At 29.9% G+C, this 16,921-nt stretch carries 12 protein-coding genes and 3 pseudogenes; all 15 read left to right on the top strand.

From position 1 onward, the window contains the following. The coding region (locus WMO18_RS04820) for an Ig-like domain-containing protein (protein ID WP_367286402.1) at window positions 1-1,284 on the top strand (1,284 nt) is incomplete at its 5' end. 211 nt (window positions 1,285-1,495) lie between these two features. After that, on the top strand, window positions 1,496-4,873 hold the full coding sequence (locus tag WMO18_RS04815; protein WP_211148410.1) for a SpaA isopeptide-forming pilin-related protein: 3,378 nt from the start codon (window positions 1,496-1,498) through the stop codon (window positions 4,871-4,873). After that, complete coding sequence (locus tag WMO18_RS04810) at window positions 4,870-6,360, top strand: SpaH/EbpB family LPXTG-anchored major pilin (protein WP_211148409.1); 1,491 nt, start codon at window positions 4,870-4,872, stop codon at window positions 6,358-6,360. Before WMO18_RS04815 ends, WMO18_RS04810 begins: the two co-directional genes overlap by 4 nt. 59 nt (window positions 6,361-6,419) lie before the next feature. Beyond that, a complete protein-coding gene (locus WMO18_RS04805; RefSeq protein WP_367286401.1) occupies window positions 6,420-7,244 on the top strand; it encodes a class C sortase in 825 nt (274 codons plus the stop codon). Continuing rightward, complete coding sequence (locus WMO18_RS04800) at window positions 7,231-8,127, top strand: hypothetical protein (RefSeq protein WP_367286400.1); 897 nt, start codon at window positions 7,231-7,233, stop codon at window positions 8,125-8,127. Before WMO18_RS04805 ends, WMO18_RS04800 begins: the two co-directional genes overlap by 14 nt. Next, window positions 8,124-8,474: a single-stranded DNA-binding protein gene (locus WMO18_RS04795; RefSeq protein ID WP_367286399.1), complete on the top strand. Its 351-nt coding sequence runs from the start codon at window positions 8,124-8,126 to the stop codon at window positions 8,472-8,474. Before WMO18_RS04800 ends, WMO18_RS04795 begins: the two co-directional genes overlap by 4 nt. Window positions 8,475-8,476: 2 nt before the next feature. Further along, window positions 8,477-8,689, top strand: coding sequence for a hypothetical protein (locus WMO18_RS04790; protein ID WP_367286398.1), 213 nt, complete (start codon window positions 8,477-8,479; stop codon window positions 8,687-8,689). A 24-nt stretch (window positions 8,690-8,713) separates the two neighbouring features. Further along, complete coding sequence (locus tag WMO18_RS04785) at window positions 8,714-8,983, top strand: hypothetical protein (RefSeq protein WP_211148678.1); 270 nt, start codon at window positions 8,714-8,716, stop codon at window positions 8,981-8,983. A 254-nt stretch (window positions 8,984-9,237) separates the two neighbouring features. Then, window positions 9,238-9,699, top strand: coding sequence for a plasmid mobilization protein (locus WMO18_RS04780; RefSeq protein WP_211148679.1), 462 nt, complete (start codon window positions 9,238-9,240; stop codon window positions 9,697-9,699). After that, the gene (locus WMO18_RS04775; RefSeq protein ID WP_367286397.1) at window positions 9,659-9,952 is read left to right on the top strand and encodes a relaxase/mobilization nuclease domain-containing protein; all 294 of its coding nucleotides are present in this window, start codon (window positions 9,659-9,661) and stop codon (window positions 9,950-9,952) included. Before WMO18_RS04780 ends, WMO18_RS04775 begins: the two co-directional genes overlap by 41 nt. A gap of 13 nt (window positions 9,953-9,965) precedes the next feature. After that, window positions 9,966-10,112: pseudogene (locus WMO18_RS11000) on the top strand (relaxase/mobilization nuclease domain-containing protein); the annotation flags it as partial. 168 nt (window positions 10,113-10,280) lie between these two features. Then, window positions 10,281-11,471, top strand: a complete 1,191-nt coding sequence (locus WMO18_RS04770) for a hypothetical protein (protein ID WP_437127959.1) — start codon at window positions 10,281-10,283, stop codon at window positions 11,469-11,471. A gap of 730 nt (window positions 11,472-12,201) precedes the next feature. Then, window positions 12,202-12,636: a TnpV protein gene (locus WMO18_RS04765; RefSeq protein WP_348982021.1), complete on the top strand. Its 435-nt coding sequence runs from the start codon at window positions 12,202-12,204 to the stop codon at window positions 12,634-12,636. A 437-nt stretch (window positions 12,637-13,073) separates the two neighbouring features. Then, window positions 13,074-13,343 (top strand): annotated as a pseudogene (locus WMO18_RS10995) (LPD11 domain-containing protein); the annotation flags it as partial. Between the two features lie 408 nt (window positions 13,344-13,751). Beyond that, window positions 13,752-16,892, top strand: a pseudogene (locus WMO18_RS04760) (helicase-like domain-containing protein); the annotation flags it as partial. Window positions 16,893-16,921 lie beyond the last annotated feature (29 nt).

The following is a 16,921-nucleotide window of genomic DNA, read 5'->3' as shown; positions in this document are numbered from 1 at the left end:
ATTAACTTGTCTAAAAAAGGCAAAACTGCAAAACTAAAAGCTACAGTATTACCTAATAACGCTTATAACAAGTCAGTAACTTGGAAAGCAAACAACACAAAAGTTGTTACTGTAGATAAGAAAGGTAAAATCAAGGCAACTACAAACAAAGGTGCAACTTATGTAAATGCCATTGCAAAAGATGGTAGTAAGAAAAAGGCAAAATTACTTGTAGTTGTTGGTCCTAAGGTAAAGAAAATTACTTTGAATAAAACTTCTGTTACACTTAACAGAGGTGCAAAAAACAGAACTTTCCAATTAAAGAAAGCTATTAAGAATAAAAATGCTACTTATAAAGGTGTAAGTTGGTATTCATCAAATAAGAATGTTGCTACCGTAGATAAGAATGGTAAAGTTACAATCAAGCATAGAGGTAAAGTTGTAATTACTGTAAAGGCTAGAGATGGTAGTAATAAGTCAGCTAAGTGCAAGGTAACTGTTAGGCAGTTAGTAACTAAGCTATCATATAATAAAGCAACCCAAAAAGCAGAAGTATATAAAAATAAGACTATTAAATTTGCCGTTACAGTAGTTCCTAGCAACGCAAACAATAAGAAATTAACCTATTCTTCTAGTAACAAAAAAGTTGCTACAGTTAATTCTAAAGGCATTATTAAAGGCATTAAGGCAGGTACAGTAACCATTACTGCAAAAGCAAAAGATGGTAGTAGAAAAGCAGTAAAACTAACTGTTAAAGTTAAAAATCCACCTATAAGTGATAATACAAAATTAACTTCTAAACAATTAAAATCAGAAAGCACTTTAAAAAGAATTTGCAAAAAGTTTAATGACTATTTTAAGTCTTGTGGTGCAGTTGTAGAACCAAAACTTAAAGGAACACATCAATGGTACGTAGAAAACACTTCTACATATCTTGATAAAGAAGTGTCCATAAATGATTTCTATATTCAAACACTATGCCTATGGATTCAAGAAATGTCTTCTGATACTTTAGGCAATGATGGAGAATGGAATGGCATTAAAGATATGGATGAATTAGATAAATTATTAAATTCATTTATTTATAGAGATAAAAATGGCTACCCAAAGTACCGGAAAAATTTAATCTTAAACAAAAAATATAATGGACTTGATTGGTTTGTTAATTATTATTCTAATCGATGTGGTAGGGACCAATTATTTATTTATATAGATTATGAAAAAATGAATGGGCAAAAAGATATTCAAGGTAATCAAGAATATCTAATTAAATTCTACTACGATTGGCAGAGCAATATAGATTAAGTTGACTGGAATAAGAATTAAAAAAGAAATATAAAAGGTGACAAACACCGATTACTTTAATAAAAGTAGTCGGTGTTTTTCTTTTGTTTGTTTTTTCTTTCTGTTGGTATTCAAATAATTAATTATAAATATGTGAGGTGTAACTATGAATAACATGGCTCGTGAACCACCATTAATATGTAAAAATTTTTAAATATTTAAGGAGGTAAAAATGATTAAAAAATCTATATCAGTTGTTTTAGTATTACTTATTGCTATATCAATAATGCCTGTGACTTCAAGTGCAGCAACTACATATCATGTTAGTTACTATACAACTTATGATACGAAAGGAAATCCAATTCGTGCATCAAAACAAATAGGCAAACTACACAGTAATTTAGCTGAAGATATGTTCAGAATTAATGGTAATAGAGCTTATTGTATTGAGTTGGATACACCAAGTAAATCTACAGATACATATGTAGCTAATACTAGTTCAGCCAGTTCAGCATGGAATAAATTAACTGCTCAACAACGAACTTTGATTAGAATGATTATGTGTTTAGGTCTTGAAGGCACTAACAAAGGTTCTGCCACAACAAAAACTGTAAATGGTCATAAGATTGATTTCTATAATATGTACGGTAAAACTGTAACTGTGCATGAAATCTATTTAGCAACCCAATTACTGATATGGGAAGTAACTGAGGGCTACCGTTCTACAAATAGAAGGTCAAATTATAAAACAAGATATAATTTATCACTTGCATACAATAACAACATAAGGGGTATATACAATGGAATTGTTAGTAAAATACTTCAACTTAATCAGAGACCTTCATTTTGTTCTTCAAGTAATAAAACAGCTCCATCTTATAGTTTCAAAGTAAAGCATAGTACAAGTGGTTTTAGCATTGCGAGTAGTGATAAGGTTTTAACAGACAAAAATGGTGTGTTAAAAAATTACACTAGCCTTGCTAGTAATAGGTCGATTAAAGTTACTTACAAAAATCAAACAAGGTATTTAAATGTTAAAACAAGTATTAGTGGTAATAAACTTACTTTACATCCTAATTCACTATCATCAAAACCTGTATATAGTACAACTAAATCTGTATCAGCTAAAGAGGAAAATATTCCTAGCAGTAGTTCTTCACCACAGTTAACAACATATGGTGAAGTAGCCGGTAAGACTGATATTCAAGACTTAGTTGGTGCTTCATCACATGTTGACCCGGTAAATGCTTATTATCAAGTTGGAGTAGAAGTTGTTGATTCTGAATTATCACAACGCAACTTTAGAATTAATAAGTCTATGAAAATTTCAACAACTTCTAGTTCAGAAACTGAAATTGAATCAATGGAAAATGGCTATTATTTCTATGTCGCACTTCCAAGTGATAATAAGGAATATGGAGGTAGTCAACAATCATCATATAAATATTATGACAGTAGCAGTAATAGTATTAAAACTGGGAATACATGGTCACAAAGTTCAGCTAAAGAATTAGGGTTAAATACTTCTAGCCGATTATATAATAAAGAATTAAAAGAATATTATATAATCATCGGACCTACAAACTCTGAGGGAGTTACCGGCACAATAAGAACTTATATGAGAAGATATATAGATTCTACAATAACAACTACTAGTACCGGTAAACAAGTACCTTATGGTAATTACTATGTTTTCGAGCTTGGTAAAAAAGGTGCTGACTTTAAAGCCTCATCAACTGTAAATGGTGATGATAGCAATATTGACCTTAATCCTTCTCACTATGTAATGCCTCAAGGTGTTACTTGCTACAACTTTACTTATCAAGAACATTTAAACGCTAAGGATAATTCATATTTAGCAATTAGAGATGGTATTGATACTTCAACTACAAATGGACAGAAAGAGTATTATAAGAGATTAAAAAGATATTTGTGTAGTTATTCTGCAACAGAAGAAGGAACTTCTACTGTTAAGAACTACACAAAAGTTAAAGTGCGTTTAACTAAAACTGCCGATGACGGTCAAATAAATAATGTTTTCTTCAAAGTGTCTAAACTAAATTCTGATGGCGATGTTATTTCAACTTCTACTTGGGGTGGAACTAATGCTGATGGATATATAGAAAAATGGATTGATGAAGGCACATATAAAGTTGAAGAAATCGGCTATGGTCCACAAGGTTATTTACCTAGTTATGTAACATTACCGAACCCAATAACTTTTACAGTTGATACTGATGTTGTAGAAGAATATGATGATATTGGTTATTATTCAATTACGATGAATAATAAGGCAACAATTCATATTCGTGTTCAAAAATCCGATAAGTCAAATTCTAATAAATATGTAAATGGTGCTAAGTACGGAATTTACAATGACAAAGGCAAACTTCTCGAGGAATTAATTACTGACACAGTTCAAGTTGGTGACATTACATATGAGGGTTTTGCAATATCTAATGATACTTATCCATTTGGAAATTATTATCTTCAAGAAATTGAAGCTCCTGCTGGTTATTTGATAGACGATACAAAGTATGAGTTTATAGTTAATGCAGATAATCTAGACAAGTACCAAGGCAGTGGTCCATCGTATAAATATAACCATATAACTATAAAAACATCGGATAATCCTACTTCTATATATGTCACTAAGACAGATATTACCGGTTCTGAAGAACTTTCAGGTGCTAAATTAGTTCTAAAAAAAGGCGATGAAGTAATTGATACATGGACTTCATCTACAGAACCACATAAGATATATGGTTTAGTTTTTGGTACTGAATATACCTTATCAGAAACAATATCTCCGGATGGCTATGCTACAACAGAAAGTATTACCTTTACTTATTCAGAAGATGGACAATTTGTCCAAATGAAAGATGATACTACAAAGTATCAATTTGTTAAGAAAGATAATAAAGGTAATATTCTAAGTGGTGCTAAACTACAGTTATCTGATGAAGATACTAAAGATGTAGTAGCTGAATGGACTACCTCAGACACACCTTATACAGTTAGTAAATTAACTGTAGGTAAAACATACCGATTGAAAGAGTTGTCTGCTCCATCACCACGATATAAGTTAGCTGATGATATAACATTTACTGTTAAAGACACTTCAGAAATACAAACAATCACAATGACTGATGAAATCTACTACGGCTCTGTTACAATTCAGAAGCAAGATGATGAGGGCAATAACTTAGGTGGTGCAGAATTTGAACTGTATAAATCTGATGGTACTAAGTTAAGCACAACCAAGAACGATGATGGTAAATATAGTGTTAGTTCTAATGGCACAGTAACTTCAATGCCTACCGATGATAATGGTAAACTATTAATTGATACTCTTGAGTTAGGTAAATATTATCTAACTGAAAGTAAAGCACCTAATGGTAAATTACCATACACAGGTAAAATTGAATTTACAATTTCAAGTGATAGTGAAGTATCACTAAATCAATCATTCACAGTTAAAGATGATAATGTAGTAATGCTTGATACCGGTGGTAATGGTTATACAATACCACTTACTATTGGCATAGTTTTACTATTATTATCATCATCAATTATTTTCATTTATTATAGTAGGAGGAAAAAACAATGAAAGTTAAGAAATTATTTGCATTATTAATGGTAGTAATTGTAGCTACCTTATCATTCACAGTAACTAGTGCAAGTGCTAGTTCACTTCTCGATGACACCAAGAAGGTAAACATTAATGTTGAGTGTGGTAAAAAGGGATATACTTATGAAGCATTTCTAGTAGCTACTCTTGATAGCACTACTTCCCCATCTTACGAAACAAGTTATACTAGCCTTGTTCCGGAGATTAAGAACGCAATCAAGAAAGGTGACACAAAGGCAGCTTTAACTAAGCTTGATGAACTTGACACTCTACCGGATACAGTTAAGGCTTATGGTGGTAAGTTTGAAACATCTAAGGCTACAGAATATACCTTTAGTGAGCTACCACAAGGTATTTATTACATTAAGGCTACTAAGTACCCTGCCGATGTAACAGCCGTACAGAACTCAATTCTAGCACTACCTTACTACGGCGAAAGTGGTTGGACTTATGATTACAAAAAAGTTGACCTTGCAGAAAAGGTAGTACAATCACCACCAACTACCCATAAGATTATTACTAATAGTACTAAGGATAATGAAAATTATACTGATGTATCTTTAGGTGATACAGTTAACTTTAAAATCACAAATACAACTACTGGCTCTAAACAAATCAGACTTACAACATATACTGTACATGATTTAATGTCTAAAGGTTTAACTCTTGATACTAAATCATTTAGCGTTTATTTAGCTGATGCTAATGGCACTAAGATTGAAGATATTAGTAGTAATGATTATAAAGTAAATGTTAATGCTGAAGAAGGCAAAGATACAAACTTCACAGTTGCTCTAACATCAGCATATTTAAAGAATGACAATTTCTATAATGATGGTGTAGCACAAGTTGTTGTTGAATATTCTGCTAAGCTTAATAAGTATTCAGTTAAGGGTATTGCAGGTAATCCTAATGAAGATGTAAAGCTTGAATACGGTAACAAGAGTACAATAGATTCTGTTCCAGGCAATAAAGTATATGTATATACTTATAGCCTTAATGTACAGAAGCTAGACGAAGAAGGAAATAACCTTGCAGGTGCTGAATTTGCTCTTTATAGTACAGAAGAAGACGCTAATAATAATAAGAATGTAATTGCTAGTGGCGTATCTGATGACAACGGTAAGGTTGTTTTCTCTAATTCAAATAAGGAAGAAATCGCATTACAGTCAGGTAACTATTTTGTTAAGGAAACTAAAGCTCCACAAGATTACAATGTTTATGGCAAGGTAATTCCTATTGAAATTAAAGTTGAATATCAAGATACATTTGCCAATGATACATATGTAGCAAATTGTCCTAAAGATGGCTACGCAACTTGTACAGTAACAGACTCTAAAGTAACAATGCCACAAACCGGTGGTCATGTTGGATATATTTATCTTGCAGGTGCTGTTCTTATTATTCTAGGTGGTTCAGTTCTTTTCATCAGCAAGAGAAAGAAAGCAAAAGTTAATAATAAGTAATTATTAGATACAGGAGGAAGTGAAAACTTCCTCCTTTGTTTTTTTAGAGTGATGTAAAAATGAAAAAATTATTGAAAAAGTTTTTTTCTGTTCTGTTGGTATTCTCCATATTAATTGGTATAGGACTTGTTCTATACCCCACTGTCAGTAATTTGATTAATGATGTAACTAATAAATCAAATTTTGAAAATTACGATAATACAGTTAAAACCTTAACTAGTAATGATAAAAATAATCTTTTATCTAAAGCAAAAGAATATAACCGTATTATTGCAAGTAAATATTTCAATTCCTCATTAACTGAAGAATATAAAAAAATATCAAATGAATATGAAAATATAATGAATTTTGGAGAGGGCATAATTTGTTATATTGATATTCCTAAAATAAATGTAAGTTTACCGGTATATCATGAAACTGTAGATAATGTGTTAACCAAAGGTTCAGCACACTTAAAGAATTCATCTTTTCCACTTGGAGAGAAAACTTCTCATACTGTTATTTCTGCTCATAGTGGTTTTCCACAACAGAAATTTTTTGATGATTTAGATGAACTAAAAAAGGGTGATACATTTAGATTAAGGGTGTTAAGTAATACTTATTACTATAAAGTTAAATCAATTAATATTGTCAATCCAAATGACAATTCAAAATTAAAAATAATACAGAATAAGGACCTTGTAACATTAGTAACTTGTTATCCTTACTCTATTAATACACATAGATTATTGGTAACCGGAGAAAGATATATACCAACTCAAGAACAGAAAAAAACATTAACCAATTACAATAAAATTGATAAGTTTAATATTTTAACTTGTATTATTTTATTGCTTGGCTACTCAATAATTTTATGGAAGGTGAAAACAAATGGTAGAAAATAAATTATCACTAGGACTTAAATTAACAAGAGCCAGTGATAAATTTAGAAAGCGAACACAGTATAATGACTATTATTGTTATAAAGGCAAAACTTATAAATTCATTTATGGTGAAATCTTTGCAACAATAATGAATGCAGTTAAAGATGGTGTTCTTGATGAATATGAAAAATGTAGAAATGAATTTGTGCTTGAAAAATACTTTAAAGAAACTGTTAGAAACAATTTATTAGATATTTTTCTAGGTTTTCAAATTAATAAGGAAATTATAAAAGAGCTTAAATCACTTTATAGCGATTTAATTCTTCTTAAAAATATTGGTAGTAATAGTGAACACGATATTAAGTGGATAATTGTTCGACTAAGAGGAGATGATTATTATAAGAATTTAGTTCAAAACTGTAAGCTTTATGTTGATTATGGAGTTACTAATTATGATGATTATAATAGTATTTTTTACACTGTAAAAAAAATAAATGAAACCTATTATGATTATCAATTACATGTTAGTGTTGATTGTTATTCCATTATGGATATATGTTTAGCTTCATTATTTATAATGTCATCAGCTAATAAATATCTTCATCAATGTCCTAAGTGTGGCAATTTAACTTTAGGTGGAAAACTAAAAGTGTATTGTAATACTTGCAGACATAATACAATTACAAATAAAAACAGACTTATTCGTAATGATGACAAAGAGTATTATCAAATTTACAATCGACTTTATCATAGAATTAAAAACAAATATTCTAATGATAGGGTTGATACATTTAATAAGTTTGTTTCAGAATGGAAAAACTTAAAAGACAGAATGTTAATAATGTCTGAAAAAGAAAAGCAAAAAGTTCAAGAAGAATTTTTTGCTAAGTGGAGGAATGTATGATTAATATATCAATTATTCAAGGAAGACTTGTTGATGAACCGGTTCTAAAAAACAAAGACGATATTAATTATTGTCAGTTTACTGTTGCTTGCCAAAGAGACAGAAACAGAGAAGTAGCTGACTTTATCGATTGCGTAGCTTTTGGAACTATAGCAGATAACCTAAGTAAGTATATACACAAAGGTGATAAACTTACTGTATGTGGAAGTTTAGAAACTTCAATTTATAAGGATGATAAAAACACTTCAAGAAAAAGTTATTCCTTGAAGTGCGAAAAAATTTATTATCCGGAGAAACAATTTAAGATTGATGATTACTCTGATATTGATATTCCAACAGGAGAATAATTATGTTAGATAAATTTATAGTTGCTCATAATCTTAACACTAAAGAAATAAAAGTTATTCCTTATGTTGAGTATTATAATAATTTTCTCATTTATGAGCCAATATCAAGTTCTAACAATGAAGTCAATGCTCTTATTATTTGCGAGCATATTAAAAAAGTTGGAATCAATACTTATATTGAGGAATTAGCTATGAATAAATTGTTATCAATATAACTTATATATGAAAGGAAAATATTAATGGCAAAAACAAATGAAGAAAAATTACATAAGATTAATGAGCAAATAGCTCATAATTATGAAAAAATTAATAAAGCCAAAGAAGAAATAAAGGCTTTAAAAGTTCAAAGAACTAAACTTGAACAAAAAATTCAAGAGAATAAGTTAATTGAATTAACTGATTATCTAAAGAAACAAGGTATTGTTTCTGTTGATGATTTTGAAAATTTATTTTCAAATGATTTAACTTCTGATGATAATTCAGAAGTGGTTGAAAACACAAATAATTAATTATCCTTGATAATAAATTAAAGTGTTTGATTTGCAAATTTATAAAAATTTGCGTGGTGAGTGAAACGAATTCAATTTTGTATTTTGCAAAATTGTAGGGTTTTAGGGGTGTTCCCCTAACAAGCGATTGGTGTGTACAAATTTTTGATTTGTACACACACAATCTGTGCTTGCGACCCCCTCACAGCTAACGCCGTTTATTGGGGTCATCCCCACAGAAAAAAGTAAAAATTTAAGCTTTAGGAGTAACTAAAATGAGTGACCTTATTAAAAACGAAAGAATTGAACTTAGAGTTAGCATAAATGAAAAGAAACTAATATCTAAAAAAGCTTCTGAATTGAACATATCTAATAGTGCATATATTTTGCAGTGTGTTCGTCAAAATCGTATTATCACTTTAGATGGAGTTAAAGATGTTGTTCGTCAACTTTATAAGATTGGTGCAAATATTAACCAAATTGCTGCTAAAGCCAATTCAATTAATTACATTAGTAAAGATGAAATTAAAAAGACTCAAGATTTATTAACAAGTGTATTTAGAATCATAGATAAGTTTATTGTAGATAATAATAAACATATAATTGAAGAATTGCAAAGCAATTTAACTACAGACCAAAAATTTGAATTGTTATTAGAAAAAATGCGAAACATTGAATTTAATGTAGGTGAGATAAATGGCATATTGCAAAACAATTCATGTAAAAATCAAGAATGAAAGTTATCTATATGAATCACTTGCATATATAACTAATCCTCAAAAGGTATCACAAGTATCATTTGTTAATGAAAATATCATTGTACCAGATGCTGATATTTTAGATATAGAAAATACTTATCGTAGAACAAGAAATTTAGAGCGTAAAAACTATGATATTCTTGCTCATCACTTTGTACAATCTTTTGCTGATTATGACAATGTTACACCAGAGCTTGCTCATCAAATTGGTTTAGAATTTAACTTTAAATAATTTATCAAAATATCAGGTTACACTTGCTACTCATATTGACGGTGGACATATACATAACCATTTTATAATTAATTCTGTAAGTCCGGTAGATGGACTTAAATTTAAAGACAATAATAACTCAATAAATGCACTTAGACAAGCTTCTGATAATTTATGTATTAAATATGGTTTACACATTATTAATAAAGGGGCTGAATCAAAATATAAAGGACTAGATAATGAAACTTTGCAATGTGCAAAAAAAGGTATTAGTTGGAAGGTACAATTAGTTAAAGATTTAGATGAAGCCTTTGGAAATTGCAATACAAAAAATGAATTCATATCCTTTATGAAAAATAAAAATTATGAAATAAGATGGGCAAATAAAAATATTACATTTAGAAAACAAGGTGTAAATAAAGGCATTAGAGCTGATACATTAGCTAAACAATTCGGCAATAAATATTCTAAAGCCGGTATTGAATATAAATTTAATATAGCAACTAATAGAATAGAAAATAATAAAAATATACATAAAAATGAAATATCAAAATTTGAATATAACAGATTGCAACTTAACAAGTTTGCAGTTAGTGAATGGCGAAGGCAGGAAAGAATAAAAAGAAAAAATACTTTTCCCTATTCTTACGAAAATAATTTCAGCAAAGTGCTTTTTGCTAAAAGTCCTTTAGATTTTACTATTAGACTTATCTGTTATATGTTTATGAGTTTAAAACAAAAACAATGTGCAAGATATTCTCGCAGAGAAGATCCATGCACATATAAAGTTAAAAGCTATTGTGATATTCAAAACAAAAAGCAATTTGTTAGGAATGTTAATTATAATACCTTAATTAATTCTGCAGGTAATACAGTTCAGCTTAAAATGTATAGTTGGCAATTAGCTAAATTACTTGATAACAATATTTTATTTACATCAAAAGTAGATTTAACTTCCGGTACTGCATTAATAACTGTTAAAGAATTTGATGTTGAAAGAATTTCTAAAATTCTTAATGTACCTTGTGAAACATTACAAACTCAAAGTAATCAAATTAATAATCGTAAAGTTAAATATCATATAGCTAAGGACAAAGGTAAAACAGAATATTTAGTTATTCCTAAAGAATTATTTGATAATTTAAATCAATATAAAAATATTGAATTTAGTTATAGATTTAGACATAAAGATAAAAAGTATCTTATTTCGTTTGACTCTAAAAATAAACATCAAATTCTTTCAATTTTGTTTCCTAATCGTAGTGAACAAAATAAAGATAGTTTTTATATTAAGAATGTTAAATTAAATAAACAACTTAAACAAATAGCAAAAGATACAAATCAAAAGGTTTGTTATAAAATTGTTGTTAATAGTCAGTATAAAAAATTGAAAGATACTGACATTAATTTTGCAGTTTTTCTTCAGAAGGACGGCAAATACAATATTGTTTATCTCGAAAGTGATAAACAAAAAGTTAATAAAGTGTTAGGAGGAGATAGGAAAACAAATAGCCCAACCAACAGAGAAAAAACAATTTAAAGTTATAAAGTTGGCTTGACTTTAATACTTTAAAGTGCTAAACTTATTGTAAGGAGTAGTAAAATGAATAACAGTAAATATGATGCTGTAACGGTTCTTTACAGGAGAACGATTGACAAGATTAAAACTAGTCCTCAAGAGTGGCAAAAATTTATAAAGTCTGTAGCATACAATTATAAATTATCTTTTGATGATAAAGTTTTATTGTATGCTCAAAAACCTAATGCAAAAGCCGTTCTTGAACTTAAACAATGGAATAAGATTTTTGGCAGGGTTGTTACGAAAGGTGTTAAAGGTATTGCAGTTTTTAATAATATACCTTTACGTCATTCCTTGAAGTATTATTTTGATATTTCAGATACTTTACCAACTAATCATTCAGTTGATGTTCCTATTTGGGAAATCAATAATGACAATTACCATATTGTTACTGATTATTTTCGTAGTAATTTTGATTATAATGATGATATTACTGTTACAATTCAAAATGCAGTAAATAGTTTATCATCTGATGTAATTAACGATTATTTGGATAATAATGATAATGAATTTAAAAGTTATACTAAAGATAATTTATTATCTCCACTTAAAGAAGTAGTTAATAATTCATCATCATTATTAATTGCCGAAAGACTTGGTATCAACAAGAATGATTTTTATGATTCTGATTTTGAATTTATATCTAATTGTAGTCACAAAGAAATTAATATCATAGGTAATATTGTTACTGATGTTAGTTCTGGAATACTATCAGATATATCTAAACTTGTTTTATTGGATAATAGGAGGAAATCATATGACAACAGTGAAGGACAAGAACAACGGACTAACTTACATTCAGCTAGGGGATTATCTAGTACCGAACCTAGTATCGGAAATGAAACCGGTACACGGAAAGTACGCAGAGATGAGATTTTGGTTTCTGAAGGAAAAGAAGAAGATAACTTACACAGAGTTATTGACAACGGACAAGTTGAACGAACATCTACAGAAAATTCAGGACCGAGCAAGTCAGAGAGTGGAACTCTTAGTCAAACAGATGGCGAAAGAGGAACAAGTGACCGAGGAACTGAAAATGAAAGACCCAATGAAGTGGGTTCAATTGATGAACAACATCAAGAGCAGAGCCGAGGAAGTAGTGGTGAGGGAAATAGTTTACAGTTAACTGAAACAATTAAGCCTTTAATTGAATATGATGAACAAATTAATAGTATAGAGCAAGAAGCAGAAGAACAAATAAATTCTTCTGCTTTTTCTTTTACTCACAATGATAATTCTATTCCTGAAGAAGTTATTACTTCTATAATTCAGTATGGAGGTAGTATTGAAAATTCTAAATTTAGAATTTATGAGCAATTTCAAAAATCATTATCAAAAAAAGAAAATGCAGATTTTTTAAAGGACGAGTATGGTAGTGGTGGTGTTTATCCATTTGCTGTTACTTCAACTTATTCTTCTTATCTTGACTTTGATTCTAGAGGTATTCATATCGACTACGAGCCGAATGACGGAAACAGAATTAGTGTAACTTTAAAGTGGAACGAAGTAGAAAAAAGAGTTTCTGAACTTATCTTAACAGATAAGTATTTATCTCCTAATGAGATGGATAAATATGTTGAGAAAACTTTAGCTGATAAGATAGAAACTGAAAACACAAATAATAATATTAAAAATAAAGATTATTCATTTGATTATCAGTTACTTGATAGACTTCGTTCAGACTGCAGGTATTATCTTGATGGTCATCGCAATCCTGACTTGTTATGGGCAGGTTCAGTAGAAGAACAAATTAAGGAAATGCGTAAATTATACAACTCATTTCCTTCAGATAAAAAGCCTCAATGGATTACTGAGGAAGATATTAATCACTTTGAAGCTGAAATGCTCAAAGATAATAATATCAATATTGATTTAGAAAATAATTCAGCTGAATATGAATATTCATATAAGCAAGGTGACATTGTTCATATTAATAGTATGGACTTTGTTGTTCGTTCTGTTGATGGTGATAATGTTGTTATTGCCGATGTTAATTATCCTTTGATGGTTCAATCATTTTCAAAAAATGATTTTGAAGATAAACTTGCATTGTCTACTAGTAATGATTTTCTAAAGCAAGTTAAAAAGTCAGAAGATGAAGTTGTTGAAAGTGAAAGCGTGGACAATTTGTCCACCGTTGAACCAACAAAAGAAAAAGCAGAAATTGTTTCGGATATTAAAACCACCGTTGTTACTTCTGAAAAATATAACTTTGATTATAATACAGTTAGTATTCCAACCGGTAAAAAAGAAAAATATCTTAATAACATTAATGCTATTAAGAAGCTTAAAGAACTTGAAAAAGAAAATAGATTAGCTACACCGGAAGAACAAGAAACACTTGGTAAGTATGTTGGTTGGGGTGGTTTATCTGAAGTTTTCGACAAGAACAATTCAAGTTGGATTAATGAGTATAATGAGTTGTCCTCTCTCCTATCTCCTGATGAGTATTCATCAGCTAGGGAAAGTACATTAAGTGCTTTTTATACACCAACTACAGTAACTAAAGCTATTTATAAAGTTCTTGACAGAATGGGGTTCAAAAATGGTAACATTCTTGAACCTTCTTGTGGTGTTGGTAACTTCATTGGTATGTTACCTACAGAAATGAGTAATAGCAATGTTTACGGTGTTGAATTAGATACTATTTCTTCATCTATTGCAAAACAACTTTATCAAAAAGCTAATATTATTAATTCACCTTATGAAGATACTGATTTACCTAATAACTTCTTTGATGTAACTATCGGTAATGTTCCTTTTGGTGATTTTAAAGTTGTTGACAAAAAGTACGATAAGTATAATTTTCTTATTCACGATTACTTTTTTGCCAAGTCACTTGATAAATTAAGACCTAATGGTGTTATGGCTTTTATCACTTCTAAGGGTACTATGGATAAGAAAAATTCTAGCTTTAGAAGGTATATGAGTCAAAGAGCCGATTTATTAGGTGCAATTAGACTGCCAAATCATACTTTCAGTTCTCTTGCAGGAACAGAAGTTACTTCTGATATATTGTTCTTCAAAAAGAGAAGTAATGTTACACATATTGAGCCTAGTTGGGTTAATGTTACTACTTCTGAAGACGGTATTCCACTTAATAATTACTTTATTGAAAATCCTAATATGATTATTGGTGAAATGAAGAATGTTAGTGGTAGATTTGGTTTAACTTCTGAATGCGTATTAGATGATAAGGAACAATTTGAAGAATTACTCAATAATGCTATTAACAATATTAATGTTAGTGGAATTACATTTGATGATAATGTTATTGATATAGATAGTAATGATGATACAGAAGAAGTAATACCTGCAACTGCTGATGTTAAGAATTTTTCATATGCCATCATTGATGACAAAATCTATTATCGAGAAAATTCTCTTATGACTTTGCAACAATTAGGTGAAGTACCAACTAAGAGAGTTAAAGGTCTTGTTGAAATTAGAGATTGCTTACGAACTCTTATAGAGTATGAATCAGAAGATTATTCTGATGGTGAAATTAAGTATCAGCAAAACAAACTTAATGTTCTTTATGATAACTTTACTAAAGATTATGGTGCAATTACCTCAAGGGCTAATAGATTAGCTTTTGAGAAAGATAGCTCATATTATTTATTATCCTCCCTCGAAAACATTGATAAAAACAATGTAGTCCATAAAGCTGACATTTTTACGAAGCGAACTATTCGTCCTCATAAACCGGTAACTTCTGTTGATACCTCAGTTGAAGCTTTAACTGTATCAATAAGCGAGAAAGCTACTATTGATATGGAATATATGCAGGAGCTTGTTGGCAAAACAGAAGAAGAAATTTATGATGACCTAAGAGGTGTTATTTTTCTTAATCCATTATATGATGAAAATAATGGTGCAGACAAATATATTAATGCTGATGAATACTTGTCCGGTAATGTTAGAGAAAAACTTGCAGTTGCAACTAAACTCGCTGAAAGCAATCCTGAGTACAATATTAATGTTATGGCACTTAAAGATGTTCAACCGAAAGAACTATCAGCAAGTGAAATTTCTGTTAGATTAGGTTCTACTTGGATACCACCTAAGTATGTTGAACAATTCGTCCATGAACTTATGGAAACTCCTTTTTATGCTAAAGGCATAATTAAAGTAAATTACATATCTGTAACTGGTGAGTGGAACATACAAGGTAAGTCCTCTGATAGAAGTAATGTCAAGGCATATAAAACTTATGGTACTTCAAGAGTTAATGCCTATAAGATTATTGAAGATACTCTTAATCTTAAAGATGTTCGTATTTTTGATTATGAGGAATTGCCGGATGGTAAGAAGAAAGCAATACTTAATAAGAAAGAAACAACTATTGCTCAGTCTAAACAAGAAACAATTAAACAGAAATTTGTTGATTGGATTTTTAAAGACCCTACTAGAAGAAATGATTTATGTGAAATCTACAATAAAAGATTCAATTCCAACAGAACAAGAGAATATGATGGTAGTCATATCAACTTTGTTGGTATGAACCCTGATATTACTCTTAAGGAACATCAGATTAACGCAGTAGCAAGAATTCTCTACGGTGGTAATACACTATTAGCTCATACTGTAGGTGCAGGTAAGACATTTGAGATGGTGGCTGCATCGCAAGAAAGCAAACGATTAGGCTTATGTACAAAATCAATGTTTGTAGTTCCAAATCACCTAACAGAACAATGGGCTAAGGAATACTTACAACTTTACCCTTCAGCTAATATCCTTGTAGCTACTAAAAAAGATTTTCAAACTAAGAATAGAAAAAGATTTTGTAGCCGTATTGCTACCGGTGACTATGACGCAATTATTATTGGTCATAGTCAATTCGAGAAGATACCTGTCAGTATTGAAAGACAAAGAAGTATCCTTGAAGAACAACTTAATGATGTGTTAGTTGGCATTCAGGAAGCTAAAAGCAAAATTGGTGATAATATTACCGTCAAGGCTTTAGAAAGAACTAAAAAAGGTATTGAAAACAAACTAAAAAAGTTAAATGACCAAAGCCGTAAAGATGATGTTATTACTTTTGAGGAACTTGGTGTTGATAGACTTTTTGTCGATGAAAGTCATTATTATAAAAATCTATTTTTATACACAAAAATGCGTAATGTAGGTGGTATTGCTCAAACTGAGGCTCAGAAATCAAGTGATATGTTTATGAAGTGTCGTTACATGGACGAAGTCACCGGTGGTAAAGGTATCATTTTTGCAACTGGAACTCCTATCTCAAATAGTATGGTTGAGCTTTATACGATACAAAGATATTTGCAATATAACACTCTTGCAGAAAATCATTTACTGCATTTTGACGAATGGGCAAGTACATTTGGAGAAACTGTAACTGCAATCGAACTTAATCCTGAGGGCTATACTTTAATAGGACGATAAAATTAACT

This window comes from Ruminococcoides intestinihominis (genome assembly GCF_040096285.1).
Classification (GTDB): domain Bacteria; phylum Bacillota; class Clostridia; order Oscillospirales; family Acutalibacteraceae; genus Ruminococcoides; species Ruminococcoides intestinihominis.
The sequence above is the reverse complement of the archived record's forward strand: the minus strand, read 5'-3'. Positions and strand labels throughout refer to the sequence as shown.